This window comes from Winogradskyella costae (genome assembly GCF_013403865.1).
Lineage (GTDB): Bacteria > Bacteroidota > Bacteroidia > Flavobacteriales > Flavobacteriaceae > Winogradskyella > Winogradskyella costae.
In genome coordinates this window covers 61,921-80,178 of sequence record NZ_JABFDK010000013.1, presented here as the reverse complement: position 1 = coordinate 80,178, position 18,258 = coordinate 61,921, and the positions used below count along the sequence as shown (strand labels likewise).

21 protein-coding genes and 1 pseudogene are annotated in these 18,258 nt (G+C 34.3%); 9 read left to right on the top strand and 13 right to left on the bottom strand.

What is annotated here, in order from left to right; genetic code table 11:
- Nucleotides 1-123 (top strand): annotated as a pseudogene (locus tag HM986_RS17785) (IS110 family transposase); the annotation flags it as partial.
- A gap of 49 nt (nucleotides 124-172) precedes the next feature.
- Here the strand turns inward: HM986_RS17785 and HM986_RS17205 are convergent.
- The 6 genes from HM986_RS17205 to recF all read right to left on the bottom strand — a co-directional run bounded on the left by HM986_RS17205 (nucleotide 173) and on the right by recF (nucleotide 5,806).
- The gene (locus HM986_RS17205; protein WP_179336282.1) at nucleotides 173-763 is read right to left on the bottom strand and encodes a hypothetical protein; all 591 of its coding nucleotides are present in this window, start codon (nucleotides 761-763) and stop codon (nucleotides 173-175) included.
- Between the two features lie 80 nt (nucleotides 764-843).
- Nucleotides 844-1,203: a hypothetical protein gene (locus tag HM986_RS17200; protein WP_179336281.1), complete on the bottom strand. Its 360-nt coding sequence runs from the start codon at nucleotides 1,201-1,203 to the stop codon at nucleotides 844-846.
- Nucleotides 1,203-3,614, bottom strand: coding sequence for a penicillin acylase family protein (locus tag HM986_RS17195; protein ID WP_179336280.1), 2,412 nt, complete (start codon nucleotides 3,612-3,614; stop codon nucleotides 1,203-1,205). Before HM986_RS17195 ends, HM986_RS17200 begins: the two co-directional genes overlap by 1 nt.
- A gap of 348 nt (nucleotides 3,615-3,962) precedes the next feature.
- Nucleotides 3,963-4,259 (bottom strand): DUF721 domain-containing protein, encoded by a 297-nt coding sequence (locus HM986_RS17190; protein ID WP_020896067.1) that lies wholly within the window; start codon nucleotides 4,257-4,259, stop codon nucleotides 3,963-3,965.
- Between the two features lie 51 nt (nucleotides 4,260-4,310).
- Nucleotides 4,311-4,730 (bottom strand): lipocalin family protein, encoded by a 420-nt coding sequence (locus tag HM986_RS17185; RefSeq protein ID WP_179336279.1) that lies wholly within the window; start codon nucleotides 4,728-4,730, stop codon nucleotides 4,311-4,313.
- Entirely contained in the window at nucleotides 4,727-5,806 is a 1,080-nt protein-coding gene (recF, locus tag HM986_RS17180) for a DNA replication/repair protein RecF (protein WP_179336278.1), read from the bottom strand. The genes HM986_RS17185 and recF overlap by 4 nt, the downstream gene beginning before the upstream one ends.
- A gap of 140 nt (nucleotides 5,807-5,946) precedes the next feature.
- Between recF and HM986_RS17175 the strand changes: the two genes are divergently transcribed.
- The 8 genes from HM986_RS17175 to HM986_RS17140 all read left to right on the top strand — a co-directional run bounded on the left by HM986_RS17175 (nucleotide 5,947) and on the right by HM986_RS17140 (nucleotide 12,545).
- Nucleotides 5,947-6,711 carry a tetratricopeptide repeat protein gene (locus HM986_RS17175; protein ID WP_179336277.1) on the top strand — a complete coding sequence of 255 codons (765 nt, stop codon included), beginning with the start codon at nucleotides 5,947-5,949 and terminating at the stop codon, nucleotides 6,709-6,711.
- A gap of 3 nt (nucleotides 6,712-6,714) precedes the next feature.
- Nucleotides 6,715-7,221, top strand: a complete 507-nt coding sequence (ribH, locus tag HM986_RS17170) for a 6,7-dimethyl-8-ribityllumazine synthase (RefSeq protein WP_179336276.1) — start codon at nucleotides 6,715-6,717, stop codon at nucleotides 7,219-7,221.
- Between the two features lie 228 nt (nucleotides 7,222-7,449).
- Nucleotides 7,450-7,662, top strand: a complete 213-nt coding sequence (locus tag HM986_RS17165) for a hypothetical protein (RefSeq protein ID WP_179336275.1) — start codon at nucleotides 7,450-7,452, stop codon at nucleotides 7,660-7,662.
- A gap of 11 nt (nucleotides 7,663-7,673) precedes the next feature.
- Nucleotides 7,674-7,958: a riboflavin synthase subunit beta gene (locus HM986_RS17160; protein WP_179336274.1), complete on the top strand. Its 285-nt coding sequence runs from the start codon at nucleotides 7,674-7,676 to the stop codon at nucleotides 7,956-7,958.
- The gene (gene mutL, locus HM986_RS17155) at nucleotides 7,958-9,817 is read left to right on the top strand and encodes a DNA mismatch repair endonuclease MutL (protein ID WP_179336273.1); all 1,860 of its coding nucleotides are present in this window, start codon (nucleotides 7,958-7,960) and stop codon (nucleotides 9,815-9,817) included. The genes HM986_RS17160 and mutL overlap by 1 nt, the downstream gene beginning before the upstream one ends.
- Before the next feature lie 3 nt (nucleotides 9,818-9,820).
- The gene (locus tag HM986_RS17150; RefSeq protein WP_179336272.1) at nucleotides 9,821-10,642 is read left to right on the top strand and encodes a rhomboid family intramembrane serine protease; all 822 of its coding nucleotides are present in this window, start codon (nucleotides 9,821-9,823) and stop codon (nucleotides 10,640-10,642) included.
- Nucleotides 10,643-10,644: 2 nt separating this feature from the next.
- Nucleotides 10,645-11,517: a rhomboid family intramembrane serine protease gene (locus HM986_RS17145; protein ID WP_179336286.1), complete on the top strand. Its 873-nt coding sequence runs from the start codon at nucleotides 10,645-10,647 to the stop codon at nucleotides 11,515-11,517.
- A 206-nt stretch (nucleotides 11,518-11,723) separates the two neighbouring features.
- Nucleotides 11,724-12,545 carry an endonuclease/exonuclease/phosphatase family protein gene (locus tag HM986_RS17140; RefSeq protein ID WP_246288530.1) on the top strand — a complete coding sequence of 274 codons (822 nt, stop codon included), beginning with the start codon at nucleotides 11,724-11,726 and terminating at the stop codon, nucleotides 12,543-12,545.
- Between the two features lies 1 nt (nucleotide 12,546).
- On the opposite strand, the gene HM986_RS17135 is transcribed toward HM986_RS17140, so the two are convergent.
- The 7 genes from HM986_RS17135 to HM986_RS17105 all read right to left on the bottom strand — a co-directional run bounded on the left by HM986_RS17135 (nucleotide 12,547) and on the right by HM986_RS17105 (nucleotide 18,199).
- Nucleotides 12,547-12,855 (bottom strand): DUF6122 family protein, encoded by a 309-nt coding sequence (locus HM986_RS17135; protein WP_179336270.1) that lies wholly within the window; start codon nucleotides 12,853-12,855, stop codon nucleotides 12,547-12,549.
- Nucleotides 12,856-12,939: 84 nt separating this feature from the next.
- Nucleotides 12,940-13,560, bottom strand: coding sequence for a WbqC family protein (locus tag HM986_RS17130; protein ID WP_179336269.1), 621 nt, complete (start codon nucleotides 13,558-13,560; stop codon nucleotides 12,940-12,942).
- A 21-nt stretch (nucleotides 13,561-13,581) separates the two neighbouring features.
- A complete protein-coding gene (lepB, locus tag HM986_RS17125) occupies nucleotides 13,582-15,186 on the bottom strand; it encodes a signal peptidase I (protein ID WP_179336268.1) in 1,605 nt (534 codons plus the stop codon).
- Nucleotides 15,187-15,249: 63 nt separating this feature from the next.
- Nucleotides 15,250-15,951, bottom strand: coding sequence for a 4-hydroxy-tetrahydrodipicolinate reductase (gene dapB / locus HM986_RS17120; RefSeq protein WP_179336267.1), 702 nt, complete (start codon nucleotides 15,949-15,951; stop codon nucleotides 15,250-15,252).
- 1 nt (nucleotide 15,952) lies between these two features.
- On the bottom strand, nucleotides 15,953-16,540 hold the full coding sequence (locus HM986_RS17115) for a DUF5683 domain-containing protein (RefSeq protein ID WP_179336266.1): 588 nt from the start codon (nucleotides 16,538-16,540) through the stop codon (nucleotides 15,953-15,955).
- Nucleotides 16,530-17,432 carry a ParB/RepB/Spo0J family partition protein gene (locus HM986_RS17110; RefSeq protein ID WP_179336265.1) on the bottom strand — a complete coding sequence of 301 codons (903 nt, stop codon included), beginning with the start codon at nucleotides 17,430-17,432 and terminating at the stop codon, nucleotides 16,530-16,532. Before HM986_RS17110 ends, HM986_RS17115 begins: the two co-directional genes overlap by 11 nt.
- Nucleotides 17,432-18,199: a ParA family protein gene (locus HM986_RS17105; RefSeq protein WP_179336264.1), complete on the bottom strand. Its 768-nt coding sequence runs from the start codon at nucleotides 18,197-18,199 to the stop codon at nucleotides 17,432-17,434. Before HM986_RS17105 ends, HM986_RS17110 begins: the two co-directional genes overlap by 1 nt.
- Nucleotides 18,200-18,258 lie beyond the last annotated feature (59 nt).

Sequence of the window (18,258 nt, the reverse complement as noted above, 5' to 3'; positions counted from 1 at the left end):
GGAAAGAGCAAAAAATTAGCATTAATTGCAGTATGTAATAAACTATTAAAACAGGCCTTTGCAATCGCTAAATCAGGATTAATATATGATGGAAATTATAAAAGTACTTTAGTGAAAAATTAATGAGTTTTTACTTGTTTTTCACCACAGTACTTTGTTGTAAACAGTTTTTTTATTCGTCGTAACCAAACCAATGATTGAAGCACTTAACTTTTTCTGGTTTAATTTCCTTGAATTTATTATCAGTCAAATCTATTTTCCACACTTTTAAAATATGGTCTTTATCAAAATATTCTTTTTCTTGGTATTTTGCTATTCCGAATATAAATCTTTCATCAGGTTCTTCAGTTAACTTGCAATCAGTAGGTTCAGAGAAAAGTTTTGATTTATCTGCAACTAATTGAACTTCGTCCAATATTTCGAATTTCACTTTAGATGTGTTGTCTCGAATAACTTGTTCCAAAATAAGTACTTGTATACTGTCTTTTTGGATATATGATAAAGCTTTGTCAGTTCCGTCTAAAACCATTCCAACTATTTCCGTAAATTCTTTGTATTTATCCAGTTCCGTTATTTTTCGAAAAGTCAGATTTTCAGAACTATTTTTTGCGTTTAAATTACTATCCAATTTAGATTCCGCTTTTGAAATATTTTTTCCAAGTTCAATTTTAGAATCAGTTATAATTTCCGATTTTTTCTTTTCGTTTTGACAACTGAATATCAAAGTCAGAATTAAAATTATTATGATTTTTTCGGTTTTCATAAATTATTTACAACTAGTTACAACAATATTAAGATAAACTTCATCTCATCCTTATTTTTGAATAAGCAAAACTTTCAACCTCATTTCCTTCCTACCAAAACTAAACTTAACTGCTTTCCGAAAATTGCAGCAATTCCTGCAGCCAAGCCTCCAACAACACCTGTAACCAACATTAAAACATAAGGATTACCTCCTAATGGTAAGAGCACAGCGATACGTTTGGCTAGCGTAAAATCGTTTCCGCTACTTAAAAAATAACTCATTACAAACCAAAATAAAAGTACGGCTAGAAACGGAATAACAAACACGGCTACTTTTCTTAAGGGTATAAATAAAGCCGTTGCTAATGCGGCTGTCATTACAGACCACCATGGCAGAAATAAGGATAAAAGATATGCTAAAACTATAGTGACTATAAAATTGATGATATTTTTGCTCATTAGTTCTTTGGTGTTAGGATTTGTGTGCTAATAATAGCGTCGGTTGCCGTATTGCTTTGTAGAAAATTAAGGCTATGGTATTTTCCGGCAGCCCAATCGTCTATAAAATTATCGTAATATTTGCTTCCTGGGTTTCCAGATTGTCCACCTGGATAAATACCAAAAGCGGTAGGAGGTGAGGTCATTTCTACAATCATTCTCCAAGAAGGGCCGTGGTCTTCGGAAGTGGCATTTACAATACTGCGATCTCCACCAATAGGAATATCAAAAACAGAAAAGGCAGGTAAACCTTGTAATAAATGACTTGCATGAGTGGCTTTATAAGTTACCCAAGTGTAGTCGCCTTTTTCGGCTTTAATTTCTATAAGACGTGCAGCAGCTTCTTTAAAGGCTAATAAAAATAAGTCTTTTGCCGTTTCAGTTTCAGGAGTATCTACAATATCCATAAAGGCATCATCGCCTTTGTTTTTTAATAAATAAATGGTTTGGTAGGCGAATGGTTGTTCTAAGGCTGTATCTTCTACATCAAACTCATCCCAAACCATATCGTAAAGTTTTCCATACCATTGTCTAAAAATACTAGGACCTACTTCGTTAATATCGTTATTAAATTGCCACGTTTTTATTTCATCATAGATGGCTTTTTCTTCTTCAGTTAAACTAGAATTATCCATGTGCTCTAACATGTATGGTACAATTTCAGCAGCTTTAAGGTTGTAGTTATTGTTGTGTAAATCTTTAAAATCTTGAACACTAAACTTATCCTTAGAATTGAAGAAATCATTAATGACACGATTTCTATAAGTTTCATAGCCATCGTTAAATACATAATACGGGTAGGTTTCGTCAACAGGATGCTGATTCGCAGAACTTACAAAACCACGTTCCGGATTTTTAGTGTGTGCATTAAATTCTTGTGGAATAAATCCTTGCCAATCGTTTTCAGATTTGCTACCATCCATAATAAACTTACCTTGACCTTCCCATTTATTTGGCAGTAAACCTTGTATCCATAACGCAATATCTCCTTCGGTGGATGCAAAAACAAAATTCTGAGCAGGTGCAATCCAGTTTTTTAAAGCTTCAGTATAGTCATCATAATTTTTAGCTTTGTTTAACTCGGTAAAGGTTTTTTGACCATTACCCGGAATATGACCTGTCCACTGCATCGCATAACCCGCTAATTCTTGGTCAGACTTAAAGTTTTTATCATACACCACAGGACCATGATGTGTGTAGAGTACGGAATCCTTGTAGGTTTCTTTACCTTTTATTTTAATCTCTTCAACGCGTACAGACACATCTTTCCATTGATTGTCGAATTTATATTGTGTTCTATCCGCATTGAATTCAATTTTATACCAATCAATAACATCTCTTGTGGCATTGGTTTCTCCCCAAGCAATATGTTGATTAAAACCAGAAATAACGGCTAATGCACCAGGTAATGTGGCACCAAAGGCGTTGTGGTCTGGTGTGCTCAATTGCATAACAAACCAAATGGAAGGTAGGTTTAAACCTAAGTGCGGATCGTTAGCTAAAATAGCATTTCCGGTAGTTGATTTTTTGCCAGAAACAGCCCAGTTGTTACTACCATTATCGGGATTAGGTTTATCAATAGTTTCGGAAATAGAATCTAAAATAGGCGTGCTATTTGGGGTTGGAGTTTGTGGTACGTCAATGAAACTCCAATCGGTATCTTTTGAGATTATTGGATCTGTAATGTCGAAAAAATCTGGAAACAATAAATCAAAACGTTCCTTACCGAACAAGCGTAAAGCATTTGTGTTTTCCATGTCTTCATCTCCACCAGCCAACATTTTAGTCATATACATTAACAACAAAGCCGTTTTCTTAGGGGTCCATGCTTCGGGTTTATAATCCAGTAATTTATATTCAACTGGTAAATCTTTTGGTTCTAATTGATTAATGTAGCTATTTACGCCATCGGCATAGGCTTGCACCATGGCTGAAGTTGTTTCATCTTCCGCCATCTTGTTTAGAGTTTGTTCTGCTCCATAACCCATGCCGCGTCTACGCTCTTGTCGATCGTAATTTAGTGCGGCGGCTCCAATAATTTCAGATAGACGACCAGAAGCCGCAAACGTCTGAAATTCCATTTGCCATAACCTGTGCTTTGCCGTTATGTAACCTTGTGCTCGGTATAGATCTAGATCGTTTTGAGCAAAAACATGCGGAATTAATTCAGCATCATAATGCACGGTGACGTTGTCTTTTAAATCAGGAATCGAAACCTCTCCAGTAATGGATTCGTCGATTTCATTTTGCCAGACTCCAGTGTATGGGTTTAAGAATTTACCAATAGGAGGAATGGACCCGAATTTAGTGTTTAATGCAAAAAAAATGCCTATCGTGAGTACGAAAGATAGAATTAGTTTAAAATACTTCATGAAGCTAAATTATAGAGAATTTAAAAATAGGAAAATTATTGTTAATTTCAGATACGCACTGCACTAATTATTAGTACTGTTGAATGTGAGTTAGTGCCATTGAAATTAGCACGAAATACGAAGGGGTAGAAGCTTTGCAACTTAACGGCTATACGCGAGAGATTGTAGTGGTATTTGATGGTTTTTTTTTTTTGAAGTATACGACATTTTTACACTGAGCGACACAGAGTTTACACGAAGATTTACGGAGGTTGCATAGAGATGCACAGATAAAAAGAAGGAAAATTAAAATTTTAAGAACTAAATTAAAAATGAATAACTAATTTTCTAAAGGCTAAAGGCAGAAAACTATCGAAGCACTAACTTTTTAACGACTTCCTTTCTTAAGGATTCATTGAGCATCTTTATAATTTTATCTGTACCATAACTCAATTCTTCGCGTAGCACACTAGAGCTAAGTTGTACATAGAGTGTATCGTGTTTTAATTCAATTGCTGTGGTATAATTATTAACACCATTTCCCATAAGATTGGCCCATGCTTCGCGCACATCTACTTTGTCTAAACCAGATTGTAAATTGTTGGTTTGCACAAATTCTTTTAAAATATCTTGAATCGGTTGGTTGTCGTTATTTCGTTTTGCCATCTCTAATTGTCTTTACGTGTTTTAATCGCTCTATTACTCAGGTAATTGAAATTATTCTAAATCTAATTTTATAGAAGTGTAACGTTTGTAAAGATATACATTTTCATCCTCATTAATGATTTTAAGTTGAGTGGGAGAGGCCTCTAAAACTGTCTCTTTCCAATTCGCATAAGGAGTTGTGTAATACATGTTTAATTTGTTATCCTCAATTTTTAGTTGAATGGTCTCCGCATCATCAGATGTAAAATAGGTGTCGTTAATGCCTGGTTTTAGCTTTTTTCTGAAGCCCTTTAAGCTATCATTTACACTTATGTAATCTATAGTTTCGTTGAATTTATACTCTTTTTTACTGCCATCAGCCATGGTCACTTCCTCAATTTCCCAATACCCTTCTACATGTGCAATGTAAGTTTTAGGGTTTTTAGAGCAGCTCAATATAAAAAGGCAGAGTAGCCAATAGTAGTTTTTCATAATTTGAAAATTTTATAGGATTGGTGGGTTTGCTTTATCACATCTTCAGTGCGTTCGGCATGTGTGTCGCTTATAAAGATTTGTCCGAAATGCTCGTCATCTACGAGATTGATGATTTGCGCTACACGGTTTTCATCTAACTTATCAAAAATGTCATCTAATAATAGAATAGGAGAGACTCCACTTTGTAGTTTTATAAAATCGAATTGCGCCAGCTTCAACGCTATTAAAAAGGATTTCTGCTGCCCTTGGCTACCAAATTTCTTGATTGGGAAGTCGTCAATCAAAAACACTAAATCATCTTTGTGTGCACCAACCGTAGTATATTGTATGGCTTTATCTTTATTAATTGTCTTTTTTAATAGATCGATTAATTCGTCATCAAATAAATCGCTTTTATAGTGTAGATCAATTGTTTCTTTACTTTGGCTAATGGCTTCATAGCGCGCTTTAAAAATGGGAATAAATGTTTTTAAGAACGCATCTCGTTTTTTGAATATTTCAGTACCGTAGTTATGGAGTTGCTCATTATATATAGACAGCGTATCATTATTAAAGGTATGGTTAACTGCGAAATATTTTAGTAATGCATTCCGTTGAGAAAGTACCTTATTATAATTAATGAGTTCTGTTAAATAACTTTTATCACTCTGCGAAATAACACTATCAATAAATTTACGTCTGGTATCACTACCTTCAATAATTAAGTCGCGATCTGCGGGTGAAATAATAACAAGGGGAATAAATCCTATATGCTCACTAAACTTTTCGTAGGCCTTTCCATTCTTTTTTATTACTTTTTTCTGACCGCGTTTTAAGGATACAATGATTTTTTCGGTGCGTTCATTTTTAATGAAATTACCATCCACAACAAAAAACTCTGCATTGTGGTTGATATTTTGAACAGCAATAGGATTAAAGTAACTTTTTCCAAAAGCTAAATGATAAATGGCGTCTAAAGCGTTGGTTTTTCCAATACCATTGGCTCCAACAAAACAATTGATTTTGACGTCGAAATCGAAAACCTGACTTTCAAAATTTTTATAATTAACTAAAGATAGTGTGTTTAGATTCATGAAAAAATAACATTATGCTTGGTTTTACTGATGTAATCAAGCATTTTCAAGGTGTAATTAATAATTCAAAAATAACAAATAAATAGGCTTTTAAATCCCAATAAAAATTTTATTTTTGCGGACGCACAAAATGACAAGTTATGGCAACGTATAAGAAAAGAGGCTACAAACCAAAGACAGTAAAAGAGAAGGAAGAGGTTTTCGAAGAAGAATCAACAACAGCAGAAGTGTTTAACACTTTAGATGAAGGTGCTTCCAAAACAGAAGAGTGGGCCGTTAAGAACCAAAAGTATATTTTAGGTTTTGTTGGCGCAGTAGCTTTAATCGTCTTAGGATACTTGGGGTATAATAAATTAGTAGCAGAGCCACAACAAAAGGATGCTATGAACGAAATGTATACTGCAAAAAAGTATTTTGATGATGCTGTAAGTGGTATGTCTTCAGATTCACTTTATAGAATGTCTTTAGACGGAGGTGAAGGAAAATACGGTATGCTAGATATTATCAGTGAGTATGGCGGAAGTCCTGCTGCTAATTTAGCAAGTTATTATGCTGGTATGGCATATTTAAATTTAAAAGATTACCAGAATGCTGTTGAGCATTTAGGAAATTTTTCTAGTGATGATAAAATGTTAAACCCTATCGCTAAAGGTGGTATTGGTGATGCATTTGTGCAACTCGATCAAAAATCGGATGCTTTAGGTTATTACGAAAAAGCATTTAAAGCTAACGTAAATGAATTTACAACTCCTTTATATTTAATGAAAGCAGCGCGCGTTGCTATTGATTTAGGAGAAAATGCTAAAGCGTTAGAATATTTAAATCGTATTAAATCTGAATTTTCTGCTTCAACTGAAGCTAAGAATGCAGATGTTTTAATCGGAAAAGTAGAAGCAAGCTCATAGTATATGGCTACAGCAAATCATAATTTATCGGCTTACGATAAAGCAACAATCCCAAACGCGAAAGATTTTCGGTTTGGGATTGTTGTTTCAGAATGGAACGACACCATCACCGAAGGGTTATGGGAAGGTGCTTTTGAAGCCCTTTTAGATTGTGGGGCAATCAAGCAAAACATTGTCCGCTGGAATGTGCCTGGTGCTTTTGAGCTAACCTATGGTGCAGCTAGAATGAGTAAAAGTATTTATGCAGACTCCGGAATGTTAGATGCTATTATCGTAATTGGTTGTGTAATCCAAGGTGAAACAAAGCATTTTGATTTTGTATGTGAAGGGGTTACTCAAGGCATTAAAGATCTTAATGTAAAAGGAGATATCCCTGTGATTTTTTGTGTGCTTACCGATAATACGATGCAACAATCTATTGACCGTTCTGGCGGCATACATGGTAATAAAGGTACCGAAGCGGCTATTGCGGCTATAAAGATGGCGGCTTTACGTAAAGAGACGTTGTAAGTAATCAGTTCTCAGTCCTCAGTTGGCAGTCACATCGCCTTATAACAATATACACTTATATTTTGTGATAGGCTAAAATTTAATTTTGCAAACTGCAAACTGCAAACTGCAAACTGCAAACTGCAAACTCTGGCATCCTTTTTGTTAATAATTTTAAGGAATCCTTAAGGTATAATTCCTCGTATTTTCAGTACTTTTGAGATTAATCAAGTTTAATTTAAGAGCCACTTGTTTAAGCAAAGAAAAAATAAACGTTTTAACTATAAACCTCGTTTTCAGGATTCCGAAGACAAAAAGTCGAGAGCCGACTTCGAAGCAAAATGGAATGATGCTAAAGGTGGAGACAAAAGTAGAGGTAAATTACTTTCTACCTTACCAGCTTTAATCATCTTATTAGTTTTGATTTTTGTTTTAATTTATATTCTTGAAGAATATATCTAGATAAGAATGTTATGGGATTCATGAAATTGAAAAAAAATAAAAAGTTTAATTATCAACCACGTTATTACAAAGGGGATGGTAATCCATTTGAACTTAAACATAAGTTTGATGAGCATAGAACTTCAATATCTCCGGCTAAAGGTATTAAAGGAAAATTTAGTGCTGCTATTAATGATTACAAGCATAATCCAGATGATAATGTTAATAAACGCGTTATTATTATTGTAGCAATTTTAGTTTTACTGTTTTTGTTTATCATTGGTTTCGATTTATCTATTTTTCTTCCACAAAGCTAATGTCAGATATTATTCAACTTTTACCAGACCATGTCGCTAACCAAATTGCAGCAGGTGAGGTGGTTCAGCGTCCGGCTTCGGTAGTCAAAGAACTATTGGAGAACGCCATAGATGCCAACGCTACAGAAATTAAACTCATTATTAAAGATGCTGGAAAAACCTTAGTACAAGTTATCGATAACGGTAAAGGAATGAGTGTTACTGATGCTCGTCTTAGTTTTGAGCGTCATGCTACATCAAAAATTAAAGCTGCTGAAGATTTATTTCAACTTAACACTAAGGGATTTAGGGGGGAGGCTTTAGCTAGTATTGCTGCAATTGCACATGTTGAATTAAAAACGAAACAAGACGAGGACGACTTAGGGACGACCATTGTTATTGAGGGTAGTGAGGTGAAATCGCAAGAGGTTGCCGTAATTCCAACAGGAACGTCGGTTTCCGTAAAGCACTTATTTTTTAATATTCCGGCAAGACGCAATTTTTTAAAGTCAGATACTGTGGAACTTCGCCATATTACAGACGAGTTTCATCGTGTGGCATTAGCACATCCCGATATTGCTTTTGCTTTTTATCATAATGGTACAGATTTGTTTAATGTTCCTCAAGAAAATTATAGACAACGGGTTGTTCATATTTTTGGAACTAAAACCAATGAGAAACTGGTGCCAGTGGAAGAGGAAACTGAAGTCTTGAAAATCTCAGGGTTTGTAGGGAAACCTAACTTTTCGAAGAAAACGAAATCGGAGCAATTCTTTTTTGTGAATCAACGCTTTATTAAAAGTCCATATTTAAATCATGCTATCAAATCGGCATTTGAAGGCTTGTTAAAGGATGGTTATCACGCTAGTTACTTTTTAAATCTTACCGTCGATTCAAAATCGATAGATATTAATATTCATCCAACAAAAACTGAAATTAAGTTTGATGATGAGCACACGCTGTATGCCATTTTGCGCTCGGCTGTGAAGCATAGTTTAGGGCAGTTTAACATCGCACCAGTTTTAGATTTTGAACATCAGAGTAGTTTGAATACTCCATATGATTATAAGGATAAAAAAGCGTCTACACCTGCAATTGAAGTGGATCGTAGCTTTAATCCTTTTGTAGATGATTCTGGTATAAAGCAAAAAACAACAAGCCATAACACCGGATTTAAGTCTGCGCCAACAGCATCATGGGAAAGCTTGTATGTAGGATTGGAATCGAAAGGTAATAATTCGCAATCCGATTTTAGCCAAGTGACGTTTGAAAGTGAATCGAAAAATGAATCTATTTTTAGCGATTCATCTATTGAAACTAGAAAAACAACATTTCAATTACAACAAAAATATATTGTGAGTACCTTAAAATCTGGTATGTTAGTGATTGATCAGAATAGGGCACATCAGCGAATTTTATATGAAAACTTTTTAAGACATATTACGATAAAGGAAGCGACAAGTCAGCAATTATTATTTCCGTTACAATTGCATTTTACACCTAATGAAATAAAAATTATAGAAGACTTGAAAGCCGATTTAGAGCATACGGGTTTTGTGTTTTCGGAATTTAATACAAAAGAGATTATGATAACTGGAGTTCCTGTTGGGGTACCAGAAAGTGAAGTTTCTATTATTTTAGAACAATTAATTAGTGATGTAGAAAATGACGTGCCAGACACTAATTTTAGTGCTGCGGACTTATTGGCAAAGTCTATGGCCAAGAGTTTGGCAATTAAAAACGGGCAGTCATTAAATAGCACAGAGCAAGAACATATGGTAAATAGTTTGTTTGCCTGTAAGGAACCAAATGTATCACCAACCAATAGGCCAACGTTTATTACGATGGCAGTTGATGATATTGAAAAAAAATTCATGTAGTATATGAGATTTAATATAACAGATGCCGTAAAACATTTATTGATCATTAATGTAGTAATGTTCATAGGAACTGTTACATTGGGTGATGGTAAATTATTTGACAATTTGTTCCCAATGTTTTTTCCGACAAATGATTTATTTCAACCATGGCAAGTGGTCACACATATGTTTATGCATGGTAGTCCTACGCATCTACTATTTAATATGTTTGCGCTTTGGATGTTTGGTACGCCTGTGGAGCAACGATTAGGTACCAAAAAGTTTTTGTTCGTATATTTTTCTGCTGGTTTTGGAGCTTTACTGTTTCAATTAGGATATTATTATGTTGATTATTTTACAGCGATGCAAAGTATTGCTGATTTAAATTTAAGTACCGAGCTTTTGCATAAGATAATGAATATAGATGCCCGTTCTGGTGATTATATTCAGAGTGAAATTCTTCATCAGAAAATGATACCATTGTTAAATGAAGTTAATTTTACGACACCTATTACAGGAGATAATTTTAAAGCCTTATTTGATTTAAATGTTCTCAACCGAAGTGCTATGGTAGGAGCTTCTGGTTGTATTATGGGAATTTTAGCTGCTTTCGGAATGATGAATCCTAATGCAGAATTAATGATGATATTTTTACCGATACCAATTAAAGCGAAGTATTTTATACCAGGAATAATATTATTGGATGTTATTTCGGCAATAACCGGAACCTCTTTCTTTAGTCCTAGTAATACGGCATATATGGCTCACGTAGGTGGTGCAGTAATAGGATTTTTAATTATGTGGTATTGGAAGAGAAATGATATGAATAAATACCGTTGGAACTAATTATGGGTACGATTCAAGATTTGAAATACAAGTTTAAAAACCTCGATGTTTTTGGTAAAATCATTGCCATTAATATTATTGTGTTTTTTATTGGACTTATTTTTAAATCATTATTACGATTTAATCTGTTTAGCTATTTTGAATTGCCATTAGATATCCTAGATTTTATAATGCAACCATGGTCTTTAATTACCTATGGTTTTTTACATAATGGATTGTTGCACTTAGCATTTAATATGTTATTTCTTTATTATTTATCTCGAATAACAACAAATCTATTTCGAGATAAAATGGTTCTTAATATCTATTTCTTAGGAATTATTTTTGGCGGCTTAGCATATTTAGCCGTAGCGAACTTAATGCCTTCTAATGTCTTTAATACTTCAGGTGTACTTGTAGGGGCATCTGCTGGCGTTAGTGCCTTGCTACTTTTTGTGGCTGCTTATATGCCTAATAGCGAAATTAGATTATTCAATTCCTTTAATGTAAAATGGAAGTATATTGCCATGGTTATTGTTGGCTTAGATCTATTTAGAATGTCTTTAGGCCTAAATCAAGGTGGTTATGTTGCACATTTTGGAGGTTATCTATTAGGGTACATTTATGCTACCAAACTACTAAAAGGTACAGATATCGGAAAAGGTTTTGAACGCACTATGGATAGCTTTATGAATTTATTTAAACCAAAGTCTAATCTTAAAACGGTCCATAAGAATAAAACAAAAAGTACAGCGGCTAAAAAGACTAAAAATTCATCTGATGCGTTAGATAAACAAAAGAAGATTGATACGATTCTCGATAAGATTAGTAAAAGTGGCTATGAAAGTTTAACAGCTGATGAAAAATCATTTTTATTTAAAGTAGGTAAAGACTAAAAGACGTGAAAGGGTTAAGATTTGGTAGTAAAATTGTGTTTATCATCAATTCGTTGGTTGCATTTTTATTGCTTATATCTTATATTCTACCATATGTGTCTCCGAGAAGTTTTGCATCGTTATCTGTTCTAAGTTTAGGTGTTCCGTTATTAATATTATTCAACATTGTTTTTTTTATATACTGGTTACTTCGAGTTAAAAAGCAAATGCTGTTATCGTTAGTTGTACTGGTGTTGGGTTGGAATTATATAAATTCGATGTATAAGTTTTCGGCCTCAGAAGATATCAAAGACAATGCTAGTTTTTCTGTAATGTCATTTAACGTCAGACTTTTTAATAAGTACGATTGGTTGAAGGATAAAACGGTAAAGGATAGTATTCTCGATTTTATAAAGAGAGAACAACCAGACGTTTTATGTCTTCAAGAATATCCAAGAAGCGAGCAAGTAAAACTTGAGGGCTACCATGATTTTAATGCTACGTATAATAAAGGCGTTAAAGGGGGACAAGCTATTTATTCTAAATTTCCAATTATTAATTCAGGCTCATTAGAATTTCCAAATACATATAACAATGCAATTTTTGTAGACATCGTTAAGCAAAAGGATACACTTAGAGTTTATACATTTCATTTGCAATCATCAGGGATACAGACCGACGTAGAAAAATTAAAAAAAGAAACCTCTAGTCATTTATTTAAGCAAGTTGGTGCAACCTTCAAGGCACAACAAGACCAAGTAGAACTGTTTTTAAAACACAAGTCAAAAACAAAATATAAAACAATTGTAACTGGCGATTTTAATAACACAGCCTATTCTTATATCTACAGAATGGTGAAAGGAGATGATTTAAAAGATACGTTTGAAGACGCAGGAAATGGCTTTGGAAGAACTTATGATTTTAAATTTTTCCCAATGCGAATAGATTTTATTTTGGCCGACGATAATTTTGAAGTAAATAGTTTTAAAACGTTTGATGTCAAATTATCAGATCATTACCCTGTAAAGACTACATTGAGTTTACCATAATTTACATGAGCCAGCAATCTGCTGTATCAGCAATAATATGAATGACCAATCCAAGACCAACTATTCGGACTTTTTTCGGAATTAATAGCACTATATACACCACAATAGCATAGTAGGAGTGAAGTGGGTGAAAGTTGATACTACAACGGTTAGGGTCAAAAATAGGATTGGCTAATAAGTGGTCTAAATCTATAAGCATGCCCAAAATCATGATACCATAAGCCTTTAACCAATACGTCTTATAAAACACAATAGCTACTACCAAAGGTAAGCCAAAGTGTATGCCGTAATGAATAGAGGATTGAAGCATTATTTACTTATTAAGTACTATTTAAGAGGAAACTTAGACAGTACATTCTTTTCATCATTGAATTTCATAAAAAAAATAATCTAATTAAATGAGGTGTAATTTCTGCTTTTTTAGATACAACTCCGTATTTGGCCCTTCATTAAATAATAGGTCTAAAATACTAAGATTAGGAATAAAACCGTGCTTCTCAGTAAAAACCTGCGTATAAGACTCAAAGGCTTTAACTTTAGAATTTCGCTTTACTAAATGTCTGTAATCTGTTTTATTTAAAGGTTCTTTTCCATATACCCTTGTTTTCGTGGGTTGAATGCCTAATTGAAGACTGTTTATTATAATATCGAAACACTTTAGATTAAAGTCTAAGATATAGTCAAATTGATTTTCAAAAAGCGGCATGAAATCATCAATATAAAACTCAAAGAAAGGCGACATACTATAAGCGGATTGTAGCGACTTTAAATGCAAAAGTTGCCATTGTTCTTCATTGGCAATCTTCACATCTTTATAAAGCTGTCTGTTTTTCTGAGTGTAATTCACAGGAACTGTTAAGGCTAATTTTCCATTAGCACCATAAATTTCGGTTCGGTTTCTGTAAGATTGTTTCTGGTAATTATCAAAAACCTCAAGGTGAATTGAATCCGCATTTACAACAGCCCAAAAGTGTGCAATATTTGGGAAATAGGTTGGGTGTATAAGACTTGTCATAGCGACTAATTTAGTCTGTTTTTATGATGTTGCCTTTTTCTTCTTTCTCCATTTATTAAAGAATGTAATTCCTAAAACAAGAACAATAAACGGAATTAGGTAAGACGTACGTTCATTTCCACCACTAACAGTTGTAAATATGCGGTCCCAACGGAAACTCCAGTTTTTAATACCATCGTTAATACCGTCAATGCTCATCCAAATGAATACAGGTTTACCAAAAATATGATCGTTAGGCACAAATCCCCAATAACGACTGTCAATAGAATTGTGTCTGTTGTCACCCATCATCCAATAGTAATCTTGCTTAAAAGTATACGATGTAGCTGGTTGGTCATCAATAAAAATTTGATCACCTCTAGTTACCACGTTATGGCCTTCGTATTCTCCAATCGCACGTTTATAAATAGAAATATTATCTGTAGTTAGATTTACAGTGCCTCCCGCTTTTGGTATCCACATTGGTCCAAAAAAGTCAGAATTCCATGAATAATTAGCGTCTCTAGGGAAAATTTTGCCATCAACACCTTTTTCTTGTTTAGTTGGTACAATTGAAGCAACTTCAGGGTGTAATCTTAACTGAGCAACCGCTTCATCCGTGGCAGCAGGTATGGCATAAGACCCTTCGGTACTTCCGTAACCTAAGCCGTCTGTGATGTCATATTTCTTTAAAATTTCAATAATACGCGCAGGTTGCAATTGCCTCTTAAACGTAATATCGTAAGAAAATTGAAGGTGAGATCTTGGTGGTAACTTATTTTGTTTTCCATTAATAAAGACATATCCATTTCTAATTTCTAAAGTATCACCCGCAACACCAACACAACGCTTAACTAAGTTGGTTTTTTTATCAATAGGTTTGTAGTAATTTCGGTCGGGATAAAAATCATTCATATTTAGCAAGGTATCCGCTGGCTGGTTAAAAACAACGATATCATTACGCTCTACGTTTTCAAAACCTGGAAATCTAAAAAACGGCAATTGAAGCTTGTTAATCCAAGAGGTGTTGCGTTCTTCAAAATTATCGTTATAGAGGTATGATTTTTTTCCTAAAACAGGAATAGTATCATGTACCATTGGAGCTCCAACGGTGGTCATCGGGGTGCGTGCACCGTAATGAAATTTACTAACAATTAGAAAATCACCAACCAATAAAGACTTCTCTAACGATGAGGAAGGAATCACAAAAGGTTGAAAGAAATACGTATGAACAATTGTTGCTGCAACTATAGCGAAAAGGATAGATGTTATCCATTCTCCTGTCGCTGTTTTTGGTTTAAGCTGCCTGTTTTCAATGTAATTTACATCGGCAACATAATTAAGGTAGAACAAGTAAAAGCCTAACGTAACAATACATAAAAGGGCATCTATTTTACTATCCTTTCCATAGGAGCGAGCGGTTTCTACCCATACAGCCGGAATCATAACAAGATTTACGATTGGTAAAAACATTAAAAGCACCCACCACCAAGGGCGAGAGATAATTTTCATTAATACCACTGCGTTATAAATTGGCACAAATGCTTCCCAAGCATTTCTACCGGCTTTAATATATAATTTCCATGTCGCTAGTCCATGTGTGATTTGTAAAATGAGTATAAAAATAAACCATTGTGTCCAGGTCATAACCTTATATTTTGTCTAGTGTCGGGTGAAAATTATTATAATACGTTGCGTTAGGTTGGCAAATTAACCAATGTTTAACACATCTTTCATACTAAAGATACCTTTTTTATCTTTAATCCATTCTGCAGCTATAACAGCTCCCATCGCAAAACCTCGTCTGCTGTGCGCCGTATGCTTAATACTGATAGCATCTACTTCTGAGTTGTAAGTAACTTCATGAGTACCAGGGATGCCTTCAATGCGTTTTGCATCGATTATGATTTCAGTAGCTTTTGGGGTGCCTAAAGTCCAATTGCTATAATTGGTATGTTCTATAATCTGCTCTGCCAACGTAATCGCAGTTCCGCTAGGTGCATCTAATTTTTGTGTATGATGAATTTCTTCTATTTCTGTGGAATATTCTGAAAAACCAGACATCAATTCGCTCAATTTTTTATTGAGTTCAAAGAAAAGATTAACACCTAAGCTAAAGTTTGAAGCATAAAGAAATGTGCCTCCTTTAGAGTTACAGTAGTCAATTATCTCATCGTATTGATCTAACCAACCTGTTGTCCCAGAAATTATAGGAACACCAGCATCCAAAGCTTTTTTTATATTAGCTACGGCAGCTGTTGGGATGCTGAAATCTATAGCGACATCTGCATCAGCAAAATCATAATTAGAATTTGAGTCTGATACTTTTAAGACGATACCGTGACTTCGCTTTAGTGCGATAGCCTCAATACTCTTACCCATTCGTCCATAACCGAGTAAAGCTATTTTCATGTTAAAATTTAAAATTAAGTGTTAGTCCTAAATCTGAAGTGTTTTCTAATTCATTATATTGATAATGTGGGCTTAGACTTAGGTTTGGGTCTACATTAAATTGAAGTAAATGTGCGTCTATATTGGCATCAATAATATTTAGAGCGTATAAGCCTAAAGTTATTAAAATAGACATTTCTTTATTTCGTCTAAATTGCTCTTGTGCTCTAATAAGTCCATCATCAGAAATAGAACCATAAAACTCATCTGATGTAAATCCTGCCAACCTACTTTTATAAGCATCTCTGTAACGGTCAAACTGCTTGTCATTACTAACAAAGAAATATACCCCTGTGCCTATAGCTCCCCATACAATCGGAATCTTCCAATATTTTTTATTGTAAGCTTGCCCTAAACCAGGGAGTACCGCAGAATAAAAGGCGGCCTTAGAAGGTCTTAGCGGATCTATTTCTTTTTTTATCAGCGTTTCATTCGCAATAATTGGACTCTCTTCTATGGCAATACTAGTGCTATCTTTTTCTATTTGTGAAAATGAAAAAAGCACAGAAAATAAGCATACTAAAAGACTGTAAAACCCTTTATTTGTCACGTTGAACTAATTTTTTAATTCGATTAAAATCTTCTTCAGAATGGAAGGGTATTGTTATTTTTCCGCTTCCGGTCTTAGTAACTTTAACGTCTATTTTATGACCGAAGTATTCTGAAAAGTCCCTTACTCCTTTTTTAATATGCTTAGGAATTTCAAAAGCAGGTTCTTCTGTTTTGGCTGGTATATCAGAATTTAAATTCTTTACTAATTGTTCAGTAGCTCTTACAGATAGTTTATTACTTATTATTTTTTCGTAAACTTCTAATTGGTCCACTTGGTCTTCAATATTAACCATAGCACGCCCATGACCCATACTAATAAAACCATCTCTCATACCTGTTTGTATGATTGGATCTAACTTTAGTAAGCGCAAATAATTTGCTATCGTAGAACGTTTTTTACCAACACGTTCGCTCATTTGCTCTTGTGTAAGTTGAATTTCGTCAATTAAACGCTGGTAGGATAAAGCAATTTCTATAGGGTCTAAATCCTGACGTTGAATATTTTCAACCAAAGCCATTTCTAGCGACTCTTGGTCATTGGCGATTCTTATGTAAGCAGGAATAGCCTCTAATCCAATTAATTTCGATGCTCTAAAACGGCGCTCACCAGATACCAATTGATATTTGTTAAATGCTAATTTTCTAACCGTTATTGGTTGAATCACTCCAAGTTCGCGAATGGAAGATGCAAGTTCTTTTAATGTTTCTTCGTTGAAATTAGTTCTTGGTTGAAACGGATTGACCTCAATACTTTCAATATCAAGTTCTACAATATTACCGACCACTTTATCCGCGTTGATATCTTCTGCAGAATTTATATCGTTATCAGGGTCTTTGAGTAAGGCCGAAAGACCGCGTCCTAATGCTTGTTTTTTTGTTGCTTTCGCCATTATAATTCATTTTTCTTAATCAGCTCCTTTGCTAGGCTCAAATAATTTACTGCACCCTTGCTGCTTACATCATAGTTAATAATGCTCTCTCCATAACTTGGAGCTTCTCCTAAGCGTACGTTTCTTTGAATAATTGTATCAAATACCATATCACTGAAGTGTTTTTGGACCTCTTCTACAACTTGATTAGATAAACGTAAACGCGAATCGAACATTGTTAATAATAAACCTTCTATGTCTAACGCTTCATTATGGATTTTCTGTACACTTTTAATAGTATTTAACAGTTTGCCTAAACCTTCTAGTGCAAAATACTCGCATTGAATAGGGATAATAACCGAATCTGCAGCAGTTAATGCATTTAAGGTAAGTAATCCTAAGGACGGCGCGCAGTCAATTAAAATGTAATCATATTCCGTTTTTAAATCGATAATAGCTTTTTTAAGCATGTACTCACGCGCTTCTTTATCTACTAATTCAATTTCTATAGCGACAAGATCGATATGCGCAGGTAAAACATCTACATTCGGTGCATTAGAGGCTACAATAGCGTCTTTTGCTAAAGCAGTGTGTTCTAAAACCTGATAGGATCCTATCTCAACAGCGTCTACATCAATACCTAAACCTGAACTTGCGTTGGCTTGAGGATCTGCATCTATAAGCAGCACTTTCTTCTCTAGAGCACCTAGTGAAGCGGCTAAATTTACTGAGGTTGTTGTCTTACCAACTCCTCCTTTCTGATTTGCTATTGCAATGATTTTACCCATTAAATGATTTGGTTAAATATAAGGGCTTAAAATTACGATTATTTACGACTTTAAGAAAT